The sequence below is a fragment of the Siccibacter colletis genome, from assembly GCF_025914095.1.
GTDB lineage: Bacteria > Pseudomonadota > Gammaproteobacteria > Enterobacterales > Enterobacteriaceae > Siccibacter > Siccibacter colletis.
In genome coordinates this window covers 3,708,790-3,722,361 of sequence record NZ_CP074352.1, presented here as the reverse complement: position 1 = coordinate 3,722,361, position 13,572 = coordinate 3,708,790, and the positions used below count along the sequence as shown (strand labels likewise).

Below are 13,572 nucleotides of genomic sequence, written 5' to 3'. Positions count from 1 at the left end.
TTGACCTCGGGGAAATATCGTGCAGCGAGTTGCGATAATTTTAGTGTGCCTGCTTCTACAAGCGTGCTCATCCACCACTAAAGGGTTGGGCACAACCCTCTGGAATAGCGTGCTTGGCGAAGATGGCGTACAGCTCACGGATGACGACATCCAGAACATGCCTTATGCCAGCCAGTATGTCCGGCTGAACAACGGACCACAGCTGTTTGTCGTGCTGGCGTTTGCCGAAAACGGCCAGCAAAAATGGGTAACGCAGGACCAGGCGACGCTGGTGACGCAAAAAGGGCGACTGGTAAAAACCCTGCTTGGCGGCGACAACCTGATTGACGTCTCTAACCTTTCCGCTGACCCGCTGGCAACGCCGAATCAAATCATTGATGGCACCGGCTGGACGCGCACCATCGGCTGGACCGAACACAAGCGCGTGCGCTATGCCACGGCCCGCTCAACCTTTAGCTGGGATGGCAATGACACCCTGACCGTGGGCAGCAGCGTGACGCCGGTGCGCGTGCTCGTTGAAGAGGTCGAAACCGATCATAAAAGCTGGCGCAATCGCTACTGGATAGATAGCGAGGGCATTATCCGCCAGTCGCAACAGTACCTTGGTGCAGACTATTTTCCTGTCACCATGACATTGATTAAGGCAGCGAAAGAATGAAACACACAGCACTCGCTTCGCTCATTTTCTGCCTCTCTTCCACCGCGGTTCTCGCCGATGCCACGGTCACTGTGATGCAGGGACCGGGCGTCGCGCCGCTGACCATTAGCGGTGCCAAAAGGCTGGCGGATGTGGTTTCCCAGCCGGCGCTGGCGCGCACCTGGTGGCCGGGAGCGGTAATTAGCGAACGCCAGGCGACGGCCGTGGCAGAGCAGCAGCACAAGCAGCTATTGAATACGCTGCGCCAGGTGGCCGCCGAAGAGGGTGGGGATGACGGTGCGGCAATCAACAGCCTGCGCGCCCAGCTTGAGGCGATCAAGGTGACCGGGCGGCAGATTGTCAATCTCGACCCCGATCGGGTACGCGTGCGCCAGCAGGATAACGTACCGGTAGAGGGGCAATATCAGCTGTGGGCCGGGGCGCAGCCCTCCACGGTAACGCTGTTTGGCCTGATCAATAAGCCTGGCCGCGTCACCTTCTCCGCGGGCCGCTCGGTGGTGGACTATCTGGATGATGTCAGCCTGTTGAGCGGCGCAGAGCGTAGTTATGCCTGGATTATTTATCCGGATGGACGGACGGAGAAAACGCCGATGGCGTACTGGAACCGACGTCATGTCGAGCCGATGCCCGGCAGCATCATTTTTGTCGGCTTCGCGGATTCCCTGTTTAGCTCCACCTGGGAAGACCTCAATGCGCAAATCCTTCGCTCTCTGACCCATCGGATACCGGATTGATGAAAAAGACCTGTCTCTACAGCGTGCTGGCGCTCGCCGTTTCGGCAGCCTGCCACGCTGAAACCTTGCCGCCGCCGGTTGGCCCGTCGCAGTCTGACTTCGGCGGCGTTGGCCTGATGCAGACGCCCACCGCGCGTATGGCGCGCGAGGGTGAAATCAGCCTTAACTACCGCGATAACGATCAGTACCGCTACTACTCCGCTTCGGTGCAGCTGTTCCCGTGGCTGGAAACCACGCTGCGCTACACCGATGTGCGTACCCGTGATTACAGTAACGTTGACTCCTTCTCCGGCGACCAGACCTATAAAGATAAAGCCTTCGATCTCAAACTGCGCCTGTGGGAAGAGGGTTACTGGCTGCCGCAGGTGGCGGTGGGCGCACGCGATATCGGCGGTACCGGCCTGTTTGATGCCGAATACCTCGTTGCCAGTAAGGCCTGGGGGCCATTCGACTTCACGCTGGGCATGGGCTGGGGCTACCTCGGCACCAATGCCAACGTCCGTAACCCGTTCTGCTCCTACAGCGATAAGTTCTGCTATCGCGACGGCAGCTACCAGCGCGCCGGTTCCGTAGACAGCAGCGACATGTTCCACGGCCCGGCGGCGCTGTTCGGCGGGATTGAATACCAGACGCCGTGGCAGCCGCTGCGCCTGAAGGTCGAGTACGAAGGTAACAACTACAGCGAAGAGTTCGCTGGCAAGATTGAGCAGAAGCGCAAGTTCAACGTCGGGGCCATCTATCGCGTCACCGACTGGGCCGACGTTAACGTCAGCTACGAGCGCGGAAACACCGTGATGTTCGGGGTGACGCTGCGCAATAACTTCAATGACCTGCGTCCGTCGTACAACGACAACGCGCGTCCGGCATATCGTCCGCAGCCGCAGGATGCGATCCTCCAGCACTCGGTAGTCGCCAACCAGCTTACCCAGCTGAAATACAATGCCGGGCTGACCAATCCGCAGATCCAGGTGAAAGGCGACACGCTGTATGTCACCGGCGAACAGGTGAAATACCGTGATTCGCGCGAAGGCATCGAACGTGCCAACCGCATCGTGATGAACGATCTGCCGGACGGGGTGCGCACTATCCGCATCACGGAAAACCGTCTCAATATGCCGCAGGTGACGACCGAGACCGATGTCGCCAGCCTGAAGCGTCATCTGGAAGGTGAGCCGCTGGGTCACGAAACTGAACTGGTGCAGCATCGCACCACGCCGATCGTGCCGGATCAGACCGATCAGGGCTGGTACATTGAGAAGAAGGACTTTGATATTCACTTTGACCCGGTGCTGAACCAGTCCTTCGGCGGCCCGGAAAGCTTCTACATGTACCAGGTTGGCCTGATGGGCACCGCTGACTGGTGGCTGACCGACCACCTGCTGACCACCGGTAGCCTGTTTGGCAATATCGCCAACAACTACGACAAGTTCAGCTACAGCGACTCGCCGGGCGACTCCTCGCTGCCGCGCGTGCGTACTATGGTGCGTGAGTACGTGAAGAACAACGTTTACGTCAACAACCTTCAGGCCAACTACTTCCAGTATCTGGGAAATGATTTCTACGGCCAGGTGTACGGCGGTTACCTGGAAACCATGTACGGCGGTGCCGGTGCCGAAGTGCTGTGGCGTCCGGTGGACAGCAACTGGGCGCTGGGCGTCAACGCCAACTACGTGAAGCAGCGTGACTGGCGTAGCGCGCAGGACATGATGAAATTCACCGACTACAGCGTGAAAACCGGTCACCTGACCGCCTACTGGACGCCGCCGTTTGCGCAGGACGTGCTGATCAAGGCCAGCGTCGGCCAGTATCTGGCAGGCGATAAGGGCAGCACGCTGGAAGTGGCGAAGCATTACGACAGCGGCGTGGTCGTGGGGGCGTATGCCACTATCACCAACGTGTCGGCGGAAGCCTACGGCGAAGGGGAGTTCACCAAAGGGGTGTACGTCTCTGTGCCGCTGGATCTGTTCACCGCCGGGCCAACCCGTAGCCGCGCGGCTATTGGCTGGACGCCGCTGACGCGTGACGGTGGTCAGATGCTGGGTCGTAAGTTCGATCTCTACAGCATGACCAGCGACAAGAGCATTAACTTCCGTTAATCAGTGAACAGCCCTCTCTCCGGAGAGGGCTGTTCATGTCTTACTTTGTCAGCCATCTCAATAACTTCACCTGCTTTCATCTCTTTTCGAATAACCGCGTTTGTCCCTCCACGCTCCTGCGGTAAACGCACACTAAAGATAAGCAAATAATGTGGATCTGGATCACACTTTTACCGTATAACGGATTTCCCGATTCGGTTAATAAAGGTGCGCTATGTCCTCAATGCTCCCGTCTTCACGCCCGCGCGTTGAGTGGGTCTCTTCCATCCTGCAAACGGTGCTTAACCTGGCGCTGTTATGCCTCGGGATCATCCTGATTATCTTTCTGGGTAAAGAGACGCTGCACCTCGCTGACGTGCTGTTCAGCGACGGGGAAAAAATCACCAAGTATGAGCTGGTGGAAGGGCTGGTGGTCTATTTCCTCTATTTCGAATTTATCGCGCTGATCGTGAAGTACTTCCAGTCCGGGTTCCACTTTCCGCTGCGCTATTTCATCTATATCGGCATCACGGCCATTATCCGGCTGATCATCATCGACCATAAATCGCCGATGGATGTGCTGATCTATTCCGGGGCCATCCTGCTGATGGTGATCACGCTCTGGCTGTGTAACTCTAAGCGCCTGAAGCGGGAATAAAAAAAGCGGCCCGCAGGCCGCAACAAACATCATAGTAAGGGATAACAGAACGCGCAGTGGCACAGCTTAACGATAACAAGGTCAACCTTTAACGCCGCCCGCCGTCAGCCCGCTGACCAGCCAGCGCTGGGCCAGCAGGAACACCACGGTAATCGGGATGGCAGAGAGTACCGCCGCTGCTGCGAAGTCGCCCCACAGGTAGTTTTGCGGATTGAGATACTGCTGCATCCCCACCGCCAGCGTGTAGCTATTCACGTCACGCAGCAGCAGCGAAGCAACCGGCACTTCGGTAATCGCGGCAATAAATGACAGAATAAACACCACGGCCAGAATCGGCACCGACAGCGGCAGTAGCACCAGACGGAACGCCTGCCACGGCGTCGCACCATCGAGCGCAGCAGCCTCTTCCAGCGACCCGTCAATGGTTTCGAAATAGCCCTTAATCGTCCAGACATGCAGCGCGATGCCGCCCAGATAGGCGAAGATCACGCCGCCGTGGGTGTTTAATCCGATAAACGGAATGTACTGGCCGAGACGGTCAAACAGCGCGTAGAGCGCCACCAGCGACAGCACCGCGGGGAACATCTGGAAAATCAGCATTCCTTTCAGCAGCGTCGCCTTACCGGGGAAGCGCATACGGGCGAATGCATAGGCGCAGGTGGTAGAGAGCGCGACAATGCCAATGGCGGTGATCGCCGCGACCTTAATCGAGTTCCACAGCCACAGCAGCACCGGGAACGGCGGCGGGGTGACCCGGCCGTCGGCGTGCTCAACGCTGAATCCCAGCGCCAGCCGCCAGTGCTCCCAGGAGATCTGCTCCGGGATCAGGCTCCCGGTGGCGAAGTTGCCCGCGCGCAGCGAGATGGCAATGACCATCAGCAGCGGAAACATAATGGCCGCGATAAACAGCAGGAGCCCGGCATGCGTTATCAGCAGGCGCAGCTTTTGAGATTTGGGTTGAACCATAGCCATCGTTTTTCTCCTCAATCAAACTTCATGCGTGTGGCTTTGAGATTCACAATCGCCAGCGCACCCACCAGCAGGAAAATCAGCGTGGCGATCGCGGCCGCCAGCCCGAAGTCCTGCCCGCCGCCGCCCTCAAAGGCGATACGGTAGGTGTAGCTCACCAGAAGATCGGTATAGCCCGCCGGCGTGGTGGTGCCGAGGCGATCCGGCCCGCCGTTGGTCAGCAGCTGGATCAGCACGAAGTTATTAAAGTTGAAGGCAAAGCTGGCGATCATCAGCGGCGTCAGCGGCTTGATCAGCAGCGGTAGCGTAATTTTGAAGAAATTCTGGAACGGACCCGCGCCGTCCATCGCCGAGGCTTCATAGAGATCGTCCGGAATCGCTTTCAGCAGCCCCATGCAGAGGATCATCATGTACGGATAGCCAAGCCAGGTGTTAACGATCACCACCATCGCGCGGGCGGTGTTCGGGTCGCTGAACCAGGCGGGTTTGATGCCGAACAGGCTGCTCAGCATCATGTTGATCTCACCGAAGCTCTGGTTGAACAACCCTTTGAAAATCAGGATCGAGATAAACGACGGCACCGCGTAGGGCAGGATCAGCAGTACGCGGTAAATGGCTTTGCCCTTCAGGGATTCCCACTGCACCAGACACGCCAGCACCATCCCCACCGCCACGGTCAGCACCACCGTTAACAGCGAAAACACCACGGTCCAGACGAAGATCGCCATAAACGGTTTCTGGATGCCTTCGTCAACGAAGACGCGCATGAAGTTATACCAGCCGATAGTCACGGTATAACCCGGACTAAGCTTGTCGCCCGCCCAGCCGCCGTCGGCATTCACCGACTCGTAGAAGCCAATGTCATTATTGGGCTGATACTTCACGCCGCTCTGGTTGTTGGTCAGCGTGCCGTCACCGGCCAGGGTATAGAGCGGGCGTGTACCGGAGAACTGACGCAGAGAGCTCATCACCAGTTCGCTCTCGTCCGGAAGCCGGGCGGTGATCTGGCTCAGCGCCTGGCGGTTCTGGGTGATCGCGCGCAGCGTAGCGCGTTCGCCGGCGGGCAGGGCGTCGGCCTCGTTCAGGGTTAACGTCTGCTCGCCGCCAAATGTAAAGGCGTCGGAAAGATAGTATTTGCCGCTGTCGCCATCGGTCAGCGCCAGCTGCCAGGCATCGCCCGACGGATAGAGGCCAAAGCTGTAGCTTTTCCCGGCCTGATACTGACGATCCAGCAGCACCTGTTGCGCGCGCTCCTGGGTGAGCTGGTTGGTGCTGCTGTAGTTGGTGAAGGCAATGGCAATGGTGCAGACCAGCGGGAACAGAACGAACAGCCCCATGCCGGCAAGGCCCGGATAGACATAGCGCCAGGCGTAGGTTTTACGTCTGGCGAAAATATAGAGCCCCGTGGCGCTGAGCAGCAGCGTCATGATGGCAAACAGGTACTCCCCCTGGGCGTACATCAGAACGACAAGATATCCCACCAGCAGGCCGAGCAGCGCGATAACCGACCATTTGAGCGTATCGCTTTGCCACCAGTGGGTCTTTCTTACAACATCCATGGGGTTCTTCCTCTACAACTGTGAATACTGACGTCAGGCGCGCTGCGCTTACCTGACCTACGGACCACGCCGCAGGACCAGGGCGGGTGAGCGGAACGCCACCCGCCGTGTTGCTTACTTCGTTACGCGTCCCTGGGCGTCTTTCAGCGCTTCATCTACAGACTGGCGACCGCTTACGGCGTTGATCACCGCGGTGCGAACCGCATACCAGAAGGCAGACATTTGCGGCACGTTCGGCATGATTTCGCCTTTCTGTGCGTTATCCATAGTGGCGGCAATGCGCGGATCTTTCGCCAGCGTCTCCTGGAAGGACTTCAGCGCGACTGCACCCAGCGGTTTGTCTTTGTTCACCATGTCGAGGCCGTCATCGGTCAGCAGGTAATTTTCGAGGAACTCCTTCGCCAGCTCTTTGTTCGGGCTGGCGGCGTTGATCCCGGCGCTCAGTACCCCAACGAACGGTTTCGACGGCTTGCCTTTGAAGCTCGGCAGCAGCGCAACGCCGTAGTTAACCTTGCTCTTATCAATGTTGCTCCACGCCCACGGCCCGTTGATGGTCATTGCGGTTTCGCCCTTGTTAAAGGCGGCTTCAGCGATGGAGTAGTCGGTGTCGGCGTTGATGTGTTTGTTTTTCACCAGCTCAACCAGGAAGCCAAGACCCGCTTTCGCGCCAGCGCTGTCCACGCCCATGTCTTTCACATCGTATTTGCCGTTCTCAAACTTGTAGGCGTAGCCACCGTCTGCGGCAATCAGCGGCCAGGTGAAGTACGGTTCCTGCAGGTTGAACATCAGCGCGCTCTTACCTTTCGCCTTCAGCTCTTTATCCAGCGCCGGGATCTCTTCCCAGGTTTTCGGCGGGTTGGCGACCAGATCTTTGTTATAGATGAGCGACAGCGCTTCGACGGAGATCGGGTAGGCGATCAGCTTGCCGTTATAGCGCACGGCGTCCCAGGTGAACGGGTAGAGCTTGTCCTGGAACGCTTTATCCGGGGAGATTTCTGCCAGCAGGCCAGACTGTGCGTAGCCGCCGAAACGGTCATGCGCCCAGAAGATAATGTCCGGACCGTCGCCGGTCGCGGCCACCTGCGGGTACTTCTCTTCCAGTTTGTCCGGATGCTCGACGCTGACCTTGATACCGGTGTCTTTCTCGAATTTCTTACCAACCTCGGCCAGGCCGTTATAGCCTTTATCGCCGTTAATCCAGATAACCAGTTTCCCTTCTTCAATTTTGGCAAGGGCAGAGGCCGGGAACATCATCGTTGTCAGAACGGACAAGGCGAGGATGCGCACGCCGGTTTTCATTTTCATAGATCCCATCCTTTTTGCTGAGTGCACATGGATATACAGGTGGTGGCTTTTACAGGGCACAGTCTGCGTATCTGGCAAGCGCTTCTCATCCTCCTGTGGCCTACGCCCCACCGTCTGGTTGTGTGATCCCGGCAACATAAAATGGAGTTATGTGTCCAGGCGCACACAAAAAGGCGCGGAAAATTAAAACCTTCGTCACGAAAATCGCTGTCGCCGCGCCTGGCCGGTGGCAGACGTCCGGCCCTCATCCTCCCGCCTCCTCCCCCATAAAAAAGCATGGGGGTGGAGGATTACCTGAACCGGGTCAGCTCGCATAGTCACGGCATTGTTGTTTTTGGCTGACCGTTGTAACGAAGGGAGAAAGGCATGGCGAGCGTGCAGTTGCGGAATGTAACGAAGTCCTGGGGTGACGTGGTGGTATCGAAAGATATCAATCTCGACATTCAGGAAGGGGAGTTCGTGGTATTTGTCGGGCCATCTGGCTGCGGCAAATCAACGCTGCTGCGCATGATCGCCGGGCTGGAAACCATCACCAGCGGCGATTTGCACATTGGTGATACGCGCATGAACGATGTCCCGCCCGCCGAGCGCGGCGTCGGCATGGTGTTCCAGTCCTATGCGCTCTATCCCCATCTCTCCGTCGCGGAGAACATGTCTTTCGGCCTGAAGCTGGCCGGTGCCAAAAAAGATTTGATTAATCAGCAGGTCACCCAGGTCGCTGATGTGCTGCAGCTCGGACACCTGCTGGATCGCCGTCCGAAAGCGCTTTCCGGCGGGCAGCGCCAGCGCGTCGCCATTGGCCGTACTCTGGTGGCGCAGCCGCGGGTGTTCCTGCTGGATGAACCGCTGTCGAACCTGGATGCAGCGCTGCGCGTACAGATGCGCATAGAGATTTCCCGTCTCCATAAGCGACTCGGGCGCACCATGATTTACGTCACTCACGATCAGGTCGAAGCGATGACGCTGGCCGACAAAATCGTGGTGCTGGATGCCGGGCGCGTGGCGCAGGTCGGCAAACCGCTGGAGCTGTACCACTATCCGGCAGATCGCTTTGTCGCGGGCTTTATCGGCTCGCCGAAGATGAACTTCCTGCCGGTGAAAGTGACAGCCACCGCTATCGATCAGGTGCAGGTTGAGTTACCGAACCGTCAGCAGGTCTGGCTGCCGGTTGACAGTGAAAACGTGCAGGTGGGTGCCAACATGTCGCTGGGCATTCGTCCTGAACATCTGCTGCCCAGCGATATCGCTGACGTCACGCTGGAAGGCGTGGTGCAGGTTGTCGAACAGCTCGGCCACGAAACGCAGATTCATATCCAAATTCCGGCCATTCGTCAGAACCTGGTCTACCGCCAGAATGACGTGGTGCTGGTAGAAGAGGGTGCCACATTCGCCATCGGTTTGCCGCCAGAGCGTTGCCATCTGTTCCGTGAAGATGGAACCGCGTGCCGTCGGCTGCATAAAGAGCCAGGCGTTTAAGCATTCCATAACAAAAGAAAAGCAAGGTCTCAGGAGACAGAACGATGATTACTCTGCGCAAACTCCCTCTGGCAGTGGCTGTAATGGCCGGCATTTTCGCCGCCCAGGCATCCGCTGTTGATTTCAAAGGCTACGCCCGTTCCGGTATTGGCTGGACTGGCGGCGGCGGTACGCAACAATGTTTCCAGGCAACCGGTGCCGATGCCAAGTATCGTCTTGGTAATGAGTGCGAAACCTACGCTGAAATTAAGCTGGGCCAGGAAGTGTGGAAAGAGGGCGATAAGAGCTTCTACTTCGACTCGAACATTGCCTATAAATCCGATCAGATCAACGACTGGGAAGACAGCAATACCCCAGCCATTCGCGAATTTAACGTCGTCGGTAAGGACCTGATCGATGCGCTGCCGGGTGCCAATATCTGGGCCGGTAAGCGTTTCTATCAGCGTCATGACGTGCACATGATCGACTTCTACTACTGGGATATTTCCGGCCCGGGTGCGGGTCTGGAAAACATCGACGTTGGTATCGGTAAGCTCTCCTTCGCGGCAACCCGTTCATCTGAGCAGGGTGGATCTTCCGCATTCGGCGATGTTGATCCAGAAACCGGTATCAGAACCTATAACAACGAAGTGCCGAACGATGTCTTTGACGTGCGTTTAGCTGGTATCGAAACTAACCCGAACGGCGCATTAGAGCTGGGCGTGGACTACGGTCACACTAACATTCCTGACGACTACTACCTTGAGCCGGGCGCGACCAAAGATGGCTGGATGTTCACCGCTGAACATACACAGACTATCGGCACTGGCTTCAACAAGTTCGTGGTGCAGTACGCTACCGACTCTATGATTTCTCAGGGTAAAGGCCAGGCGCGCGGTGGTTCTGTCGATAACGACGGCAGCATGATTCGCTTCCTCGACCACGGTTCAATCAGCCTGGGCGATGACTGGGACATGATGTACGTCGGTATGTATCAGGACACCGACCGTGACAACAATCGCGGCAACACCTGGTGGACCGTCGGCGTGCGTCCAATGTACAAGTGGACGCCGATTATGAGCACCCTGATGGAAGTGGGCTACGACAACGTGAAATCCCAGGAAGTGGGCGAGCGTAACAGCCAGTACAAAATCACCCTTGCGCAGCAGTGGCAGGCAGGCAACAGCATCTGGTCTCGTCCGGCTATCCGTGTATTTGCGACCTATGCCAAGTGGGATGAGAAGTGGGGCTACGTGAAAGCTGACAACGACAGCGCAACCTCCTTCGCGGCCACCAACGGCACCTTTACGCCGTTTGGCACCACCAGCCGTGGCGACAGCGATGAAGTCACCTTCGGCGCCCAGATGGAAATCTGGTGGTAATTCTGTGTCATGACCACATGAGGGGCGCTGCCCCTCATTCGTTAACCCTCAATTAAGTAAGAGCCTTAGTGAAGCGCGCTATTGCCTGGCTACCGCTTCACTTCATCATCTGAGGTCATCACAATGAAAATGAAAAAAAGCGTCATTGCACTCTGCCTGAGCGCAAGCCTGTTGGCCGTGCTGCCCGTAACCGGCTTCGCGGAAGTGAACATCGTGCCGCAGAATACCGCCGCCGCACCGGCCATCCCGGCCTCGGCGCTGCAACAGATTGTCTGGACCCCGGTTGCGCCGTCGCAAACCCAGACCGCCGTGCTTGCCAGCGCGGGTCAGTCGCTCAACGCACCTGGTATCAGCGGGAAAGTTGCCGCCTGGAGCGTCCCGGCTAATGTCGGCGAGCTCACCATCACCCTGACCAGCGTGGCCGATAAGCAGCGCAGCGTGTTCGCACCGAACGTGCTGGTGCTCGATCAGAATCTCTCTCCGGCGGCCTATTTCCCGTCGAGCTACTTCGAATACAAAGAGCCGGGCGTGGTGTCTGAAGACCGCCTGGAAGGCACCATCAAGCTGACCCCGGCATTAGGGCAGCAGAAGATCTATGTGCTGGCCTTTACCACACCGCAGGATCTCCAGCAGACCACCACCATGACCAACCCTGCGAAAGCCTATGCGAAGGGCGTAGGGAATGCGGTGCCTGACATTGCTGACCCGGTGGCGCGTCATACCGCTGACGGCACGCTGAGATTGAAAGTAAGTACTAACTCAGCTTCCAGTATTCTGGTTGGCCCGCTGTTTGGCTCCTCCGGCCAGGCATCGGTGACCGTGGGCAATACCGCTGCGCCCGCGCAGGCTTACAGCGCCCCGGCACCGGCCCAGGCTTATGCCGCACCCGCCCCGGCCAGCGTGCCAGCCCAGGCGCCAGCGCCGAAAGCGGCTCCGGTACTGAACGATACGGAAGCCTACTTCAATCAGGCCATCAAGCAGGCCGTTGCCAGTGGGGATGTCGATAAAGCCCTGAAACTGCTGAATGAAGCCGAGCGTCTGGGTTCCACCTCCGCCCGTTCTGTTTTTATCAGCAGTGTAAAAGGCAAGGGGTGATCGTTTCCCCACATTGCTGATGCTTGCAATACCTGGTGCGCTTCGGCGCACCCTTTTTCCTGTGGCGAACGCTTGCGTTATCCCTCACCTTTCCCCATCCTGTTCCGGTTCTGCGTTACAATGCTTGTTATGACGACTTCCGGAGTGAAACGCATGTCCCACCCTGCGCTGGCGGAGCTTCGCGCACTGTCCTTTTTTGATGAGATCCCCTCCCTGAGCGGCGAACTGCTCGACTGGCTGTTGCTGGAAGATTCCATGACCAAACGCTTCGAACAGCACTGCGAAAAGGTGAGCGTAATTGTCGTTAACGAAGGTTTTGTCGGCCCGGACATGGCGCGCGATGCCCTTGAGCTGCTGCCCGCAGAACCGCATTACTGGCTGCGGGAGATCCTGCTGTGCGGTGATGGCGAACCCTGGCTTGCCGGGCGCACGCTGGTCCCCGAGTCCACCCTGAGTGGCCCGGAACTGGCGCTGCAGCAGCTTGGTACCACGCCGCTCGGGCGCTACCTTTTTACCGCATCCACCCTGACACGCGATTTTATTCAGGTAGGCCAGCGTGATGCGCTCTGGGGGCGACGTTCGCGCCTGCGCCTGTCAGGCAAGCCGCTGCTGCTGACCGAGCTGTTTTTGACAGCATCACCACTATATGAAGGGGAAAACTAATGGAGTGGAGTCTGACGCAAAGCAAGCTGCTGGCTTACCATCGGCTGATGCGTACTGACAAACCTATCGGCGCGCTGCTGCTGCTGTGGCCGACGCTGTGGGCGCTGTGGGTCGCTGCACCCGGCGTTCCGCCGCTGTGGATCCTGGCGGTGTTTGTCACCGGCGTCTGGCTGATGCGCGCCGCGGGCTGCGTGGTTAACGACTACGCCGATCGTAAAATCGACGGGCACGTTAAGCGAACCGCGCATCGTCCGCTACCGAGCGGGGCGGTGACGGAAAAAGAGGCGCGCAACCTGTTCATTATTCTGGTGCTGCTCGCCTTTGCGCTGGTGTTGACGCTGAACCTGATGACCATCCTGCTGTCGGTGGCTGCGTTGGGGCTGGCATGGATGTATCCATTCATGAAACGCTACACCCATCTGCCGCAGGTGGTGCTGGGCGCTGCGTTTGGCTGGTCGATCCCGATGGCGTTTTCCGCCGTCAGCGAAACGCTGCCGCTGAGCTGCTGGCTGATGTTCTTCGCCAACATCTGCTGGACCGTAGCCTATGACACCCAGTATGCGATGGTCGATCGTGACGACGACCTGAAAATCGGCGTGAAATCCACGGCAATCCTGTTTGGACGTTTCGACAATATGATTATCGGCATCCTGCAAATTATGGTACTGGCGCTGATGGCGACGGTAGGCTGGCTGAACGGGCTGGGCTGGGTGTTCTACGCTTCGCTGGCAGTGGCGGGCGCGCTGTTTATCTATCAGCAGCGTATCACCGCCGGACGCGAGCGCGAGGCCTGTTTCCGCGCGTTTCTGAACAATAATTACGCAGGGATGGCGCTGTTTATTGGTATTGCGGTCAGCTACCTGACGCGTTAAGCCCACCCTGTGTGGGCTACGGAAACGAAAAAGGCGGGAGAACCCCGCCTTTTTTATTGGCTTAGTGAATGCTTTGTAGGGCGGGTAAGCCTGCGCACCCGCCACGACGCTTCCCGAAGGTGGGTGCGCTGCGCTTACCCACCCTAC

At 58.0% G+C, this 13,572-nt stretch carries 12 protein-coding genes; 9 read left to right on the top strand and 3 right to left on the bottom strand.

The window, feature by feature from the left end; translation table 11 throughout:
* The first annotated feature begins 19 nt into the window (after positions 1-19).
* The 4 genes from KFZ77_RS17805 to psiE all read left to right on the top strand — a co-directional run bounded on the left by KFZ77_RS17805 (position 20) and on the right by psiE (position 4,125).
* A complete protein-coding gene (locus KFZ77_RS17805) occupies positions 20-658 on the top strand; it encodes a YjbF family lipoprotein (RefSeq protein WP_264384952.1) in 639 nt (212 codons plus the stop codon).
* Positions 655-1,392 carry a capsule biosynthesis GfcC family protein gene (locus tag KFZ77_RS17800; RefSeq protein WP_264384951.1) on the top strand — a complete coding sequence of 246 codons (738 nt, stop codon included), beginning with the start codon at positions 655-657 and terminating at the stop codon, positions 1,390-1,392. Before KFZ77_RS17805 ends, KFZ77_RS17800 begins: the two co-directional genes overlap by 4 nt.
* A complete protein-coding gene (locus tag KFZ77_RS17795) occupies positions 1,392-3,488 on the top strand; it encodes a YjbH domain-containing protein (RefSeq protein WP_264384950.1) in 2,097 nt (698 codons plus the stop codon). Before KFZ77_RS17800 ends, KFZ77_RS17795 begins: the two co-directional genes overlap by 1 nt.
* Before the next feature lie 223 nt (positions 3,489-3,711).
* Complete coding sequence (psiE, locus tag KFZ77_RS17790) at positions 3,712-4,125, top strand: phosphate-starvation-inducible protein PsiE (RefSeq protein ID WP_031521369.1); 414 nt, start codon at positions 3,712-3,714, stop codon at positions 4,123-4,125.
* A gap of 81 nt (positions 4,126-4,206) precedes the next feature.
* Here the strand turns inward: psiE and malG are convergent, their stop codons facing one another.
* The 3 genes from malG to malE form a co-directional block, all read right to left on the bottom strand.
* Entirely contained in the window at positions 4,207-5,097 is an 891-nt protein-coding gene (gene malG / locus KFZ77_RS17785) for a maltose ABC transporter permease MalG (RefSeq protein ID WP_031521371.1), read from the bottom strand.
* An 11-nt stretch (positions 5,098-5,108) separates the two neighbouring features.
* On the bottom strand, positions 5,109-6,653 hold the full coding sequence (malF, locus tag KFZ77_RS17780) for a maltose ABC transporter permease MalF (protein ID WP_264384949.1): 1,545 nt from the start codon (positions 6,651-6,653) through the stop codon (positions 5,109-5,111).
* A 114-nt stretch (positions 6,654-6,767) separates the two neighbouring features.
* Complete coding sequence (malE, locus tag KFZ77_RS17775) at positions 6,768-7,958, bottom strand: maltose/maltodextrin ABC transporter substrate-binding protein MalE (protein WP_264384948.1); 1,191 nt, start codon at positions 7,956-7,958, stop codon at positions 6,768-6,770.
* Positions 7,959-8,324: 366 nt separating this feature from the next.
* On the opposite strand from malE, the gene malK reads away from it, so the two are divergent.
* The 5 genes from malK to ubiA all read left to right on the top strand — a co-directional run bounded on the left by malK (position 8,325) and on the right by ubiA (position 13,425).
* Positions 8,325-9,434 (top strand): maltose/maltodextrin ABC transporter ATP-binding protein MalK, encoded by a 1,110-nt coding sequence (gene malK, locus KFZ77_RS17770; RefSeq protein ID WP_264384947.1) that lies wholly within the window; start codon positions 8,325-8,327, stop codon positions 9,432-9,434.
* Positions 9,435-9,478: 44 nt separating this feature from the next.
* Positions 9,479-10,795, top strand: coding sequence for a maltoporin (locus KFZ77_RS17765; protein ID WP_031521378.1), 1,317 nt, complete (start codon positions 9,479-9,481; stop codon positions 10,793-10,795).
* 123 nt (positions 10,796-10,918) lie between these two features.
* Complete coding sequence (gene malM / locus KFZ77_RS17760; protein ID WP_264384946.1) at positions 10,919-11,890, top strand: maltose operon protein MalM; 972 nt, start codon at positions 10,919-10,921, stop codon at positions 11,888-11,890.
* 153 nt (positions 11,891-12,043) lie between these two features.
* A complete protein-coding gene (gene ubiC, locus KFZ77_RS17755) occupies positions 12,044-12,553 on the top strand; it encodes a chorismate lyase (RefSeq protein ID WP_264384945.1) in 510 nt (169 codons plus the stop codon).
* On the top strand, positions 12,553-13,425 hold the full coding sequence (ubiA, locus tag KFZ77_RS17750; protein WP_031521383.1) for a 4-hydroxybenzoate octaprenyltransferase: 873 nt from the start codon (positions 12,553-12,555) through the stop codon (positions 13,423-13,425). Before ubiC ends, ubiA begins: the two co-directional genes overlap by 1 nt.
* Positions 13,426-13,572: the final 147 nt, after the last annotated feature.

Bases quoted from the DNA above. Each gene is read 5' to 3' on its own strand.
- psiE (WP_031521369.1), top strand. From the start codon at position 3,712: ATGCTCCCGTCTTCACGCCCGCGCGTTGAGTGGGTCTCTTCCATCCTG.
- malF (WP_264384949.1), bottom strand. From the start codon at position 6,653: ATGGATGTTGTAAGAAAGACCCACTGGTGGCAAAGCGATACGCTCAAA.
- malG (WP_031521371.1), bottom strand. From the start codon at position 5,097: ATGGCTATGGTTCAACCCAAATCTCAAAAGCTGCGCCTGCTGATAACG.
- KFZ77_RS17795 (WP_264384950.1), top strand. From the start codon at position 1,392: ATGAAAAAGACCTGTCTCTACAGCGTGCTGGCGCTCGCCGTTTCGGCA.
- malE (WP_264384948.1), bottom strand. From the start codon at position 7,958: ATGAAAATGAAAACCGGCGTGCGCATCCTCGCCTTGTCCGTTCTGACA.
- ubiA (WP_031521383.1), top strand. From the start codon at position 12,553: ATGGAGTGGAGTCTGACGCAAAGCAAGCTGCTGGCTTACCATCGGCTG.
- KFZ77_RS17800 (WP_264384951.1), top strand. From the start codon at position 655: ATGAAACACACAGCACTCGCTTCGCTCATTTTCTGCCTCTCTTCCACC.
- malK (WP_264384947.1), top strand. From the start codon at position 8,325: ATGGCGAGCGTGCAGTTGCGGAATGTAACGAAGTCCTGGGGTGACGTG.
- ubiC (WP_264384945.1), top strand. From the start codon at position 12,044: ATGTCCCACCCTGCGCTGGCGGAGCTTCGCGCACTGTCCTTTTTTGAT.
- malM (WP_264384946.1), top strand. From the start codon at position 10,919: ATGAAAATGAAAAAAAGCGTCATTGCACTCTGCCTGAGCGCAAGCCTG.
- KFZ77_RS17765 (WP_031521378.1), top strand. From the start codon at position 9,479: ATGATTACTCTGCGCAAACTCCCTCTGGCAGTGGCTGTAATGGCCGGC.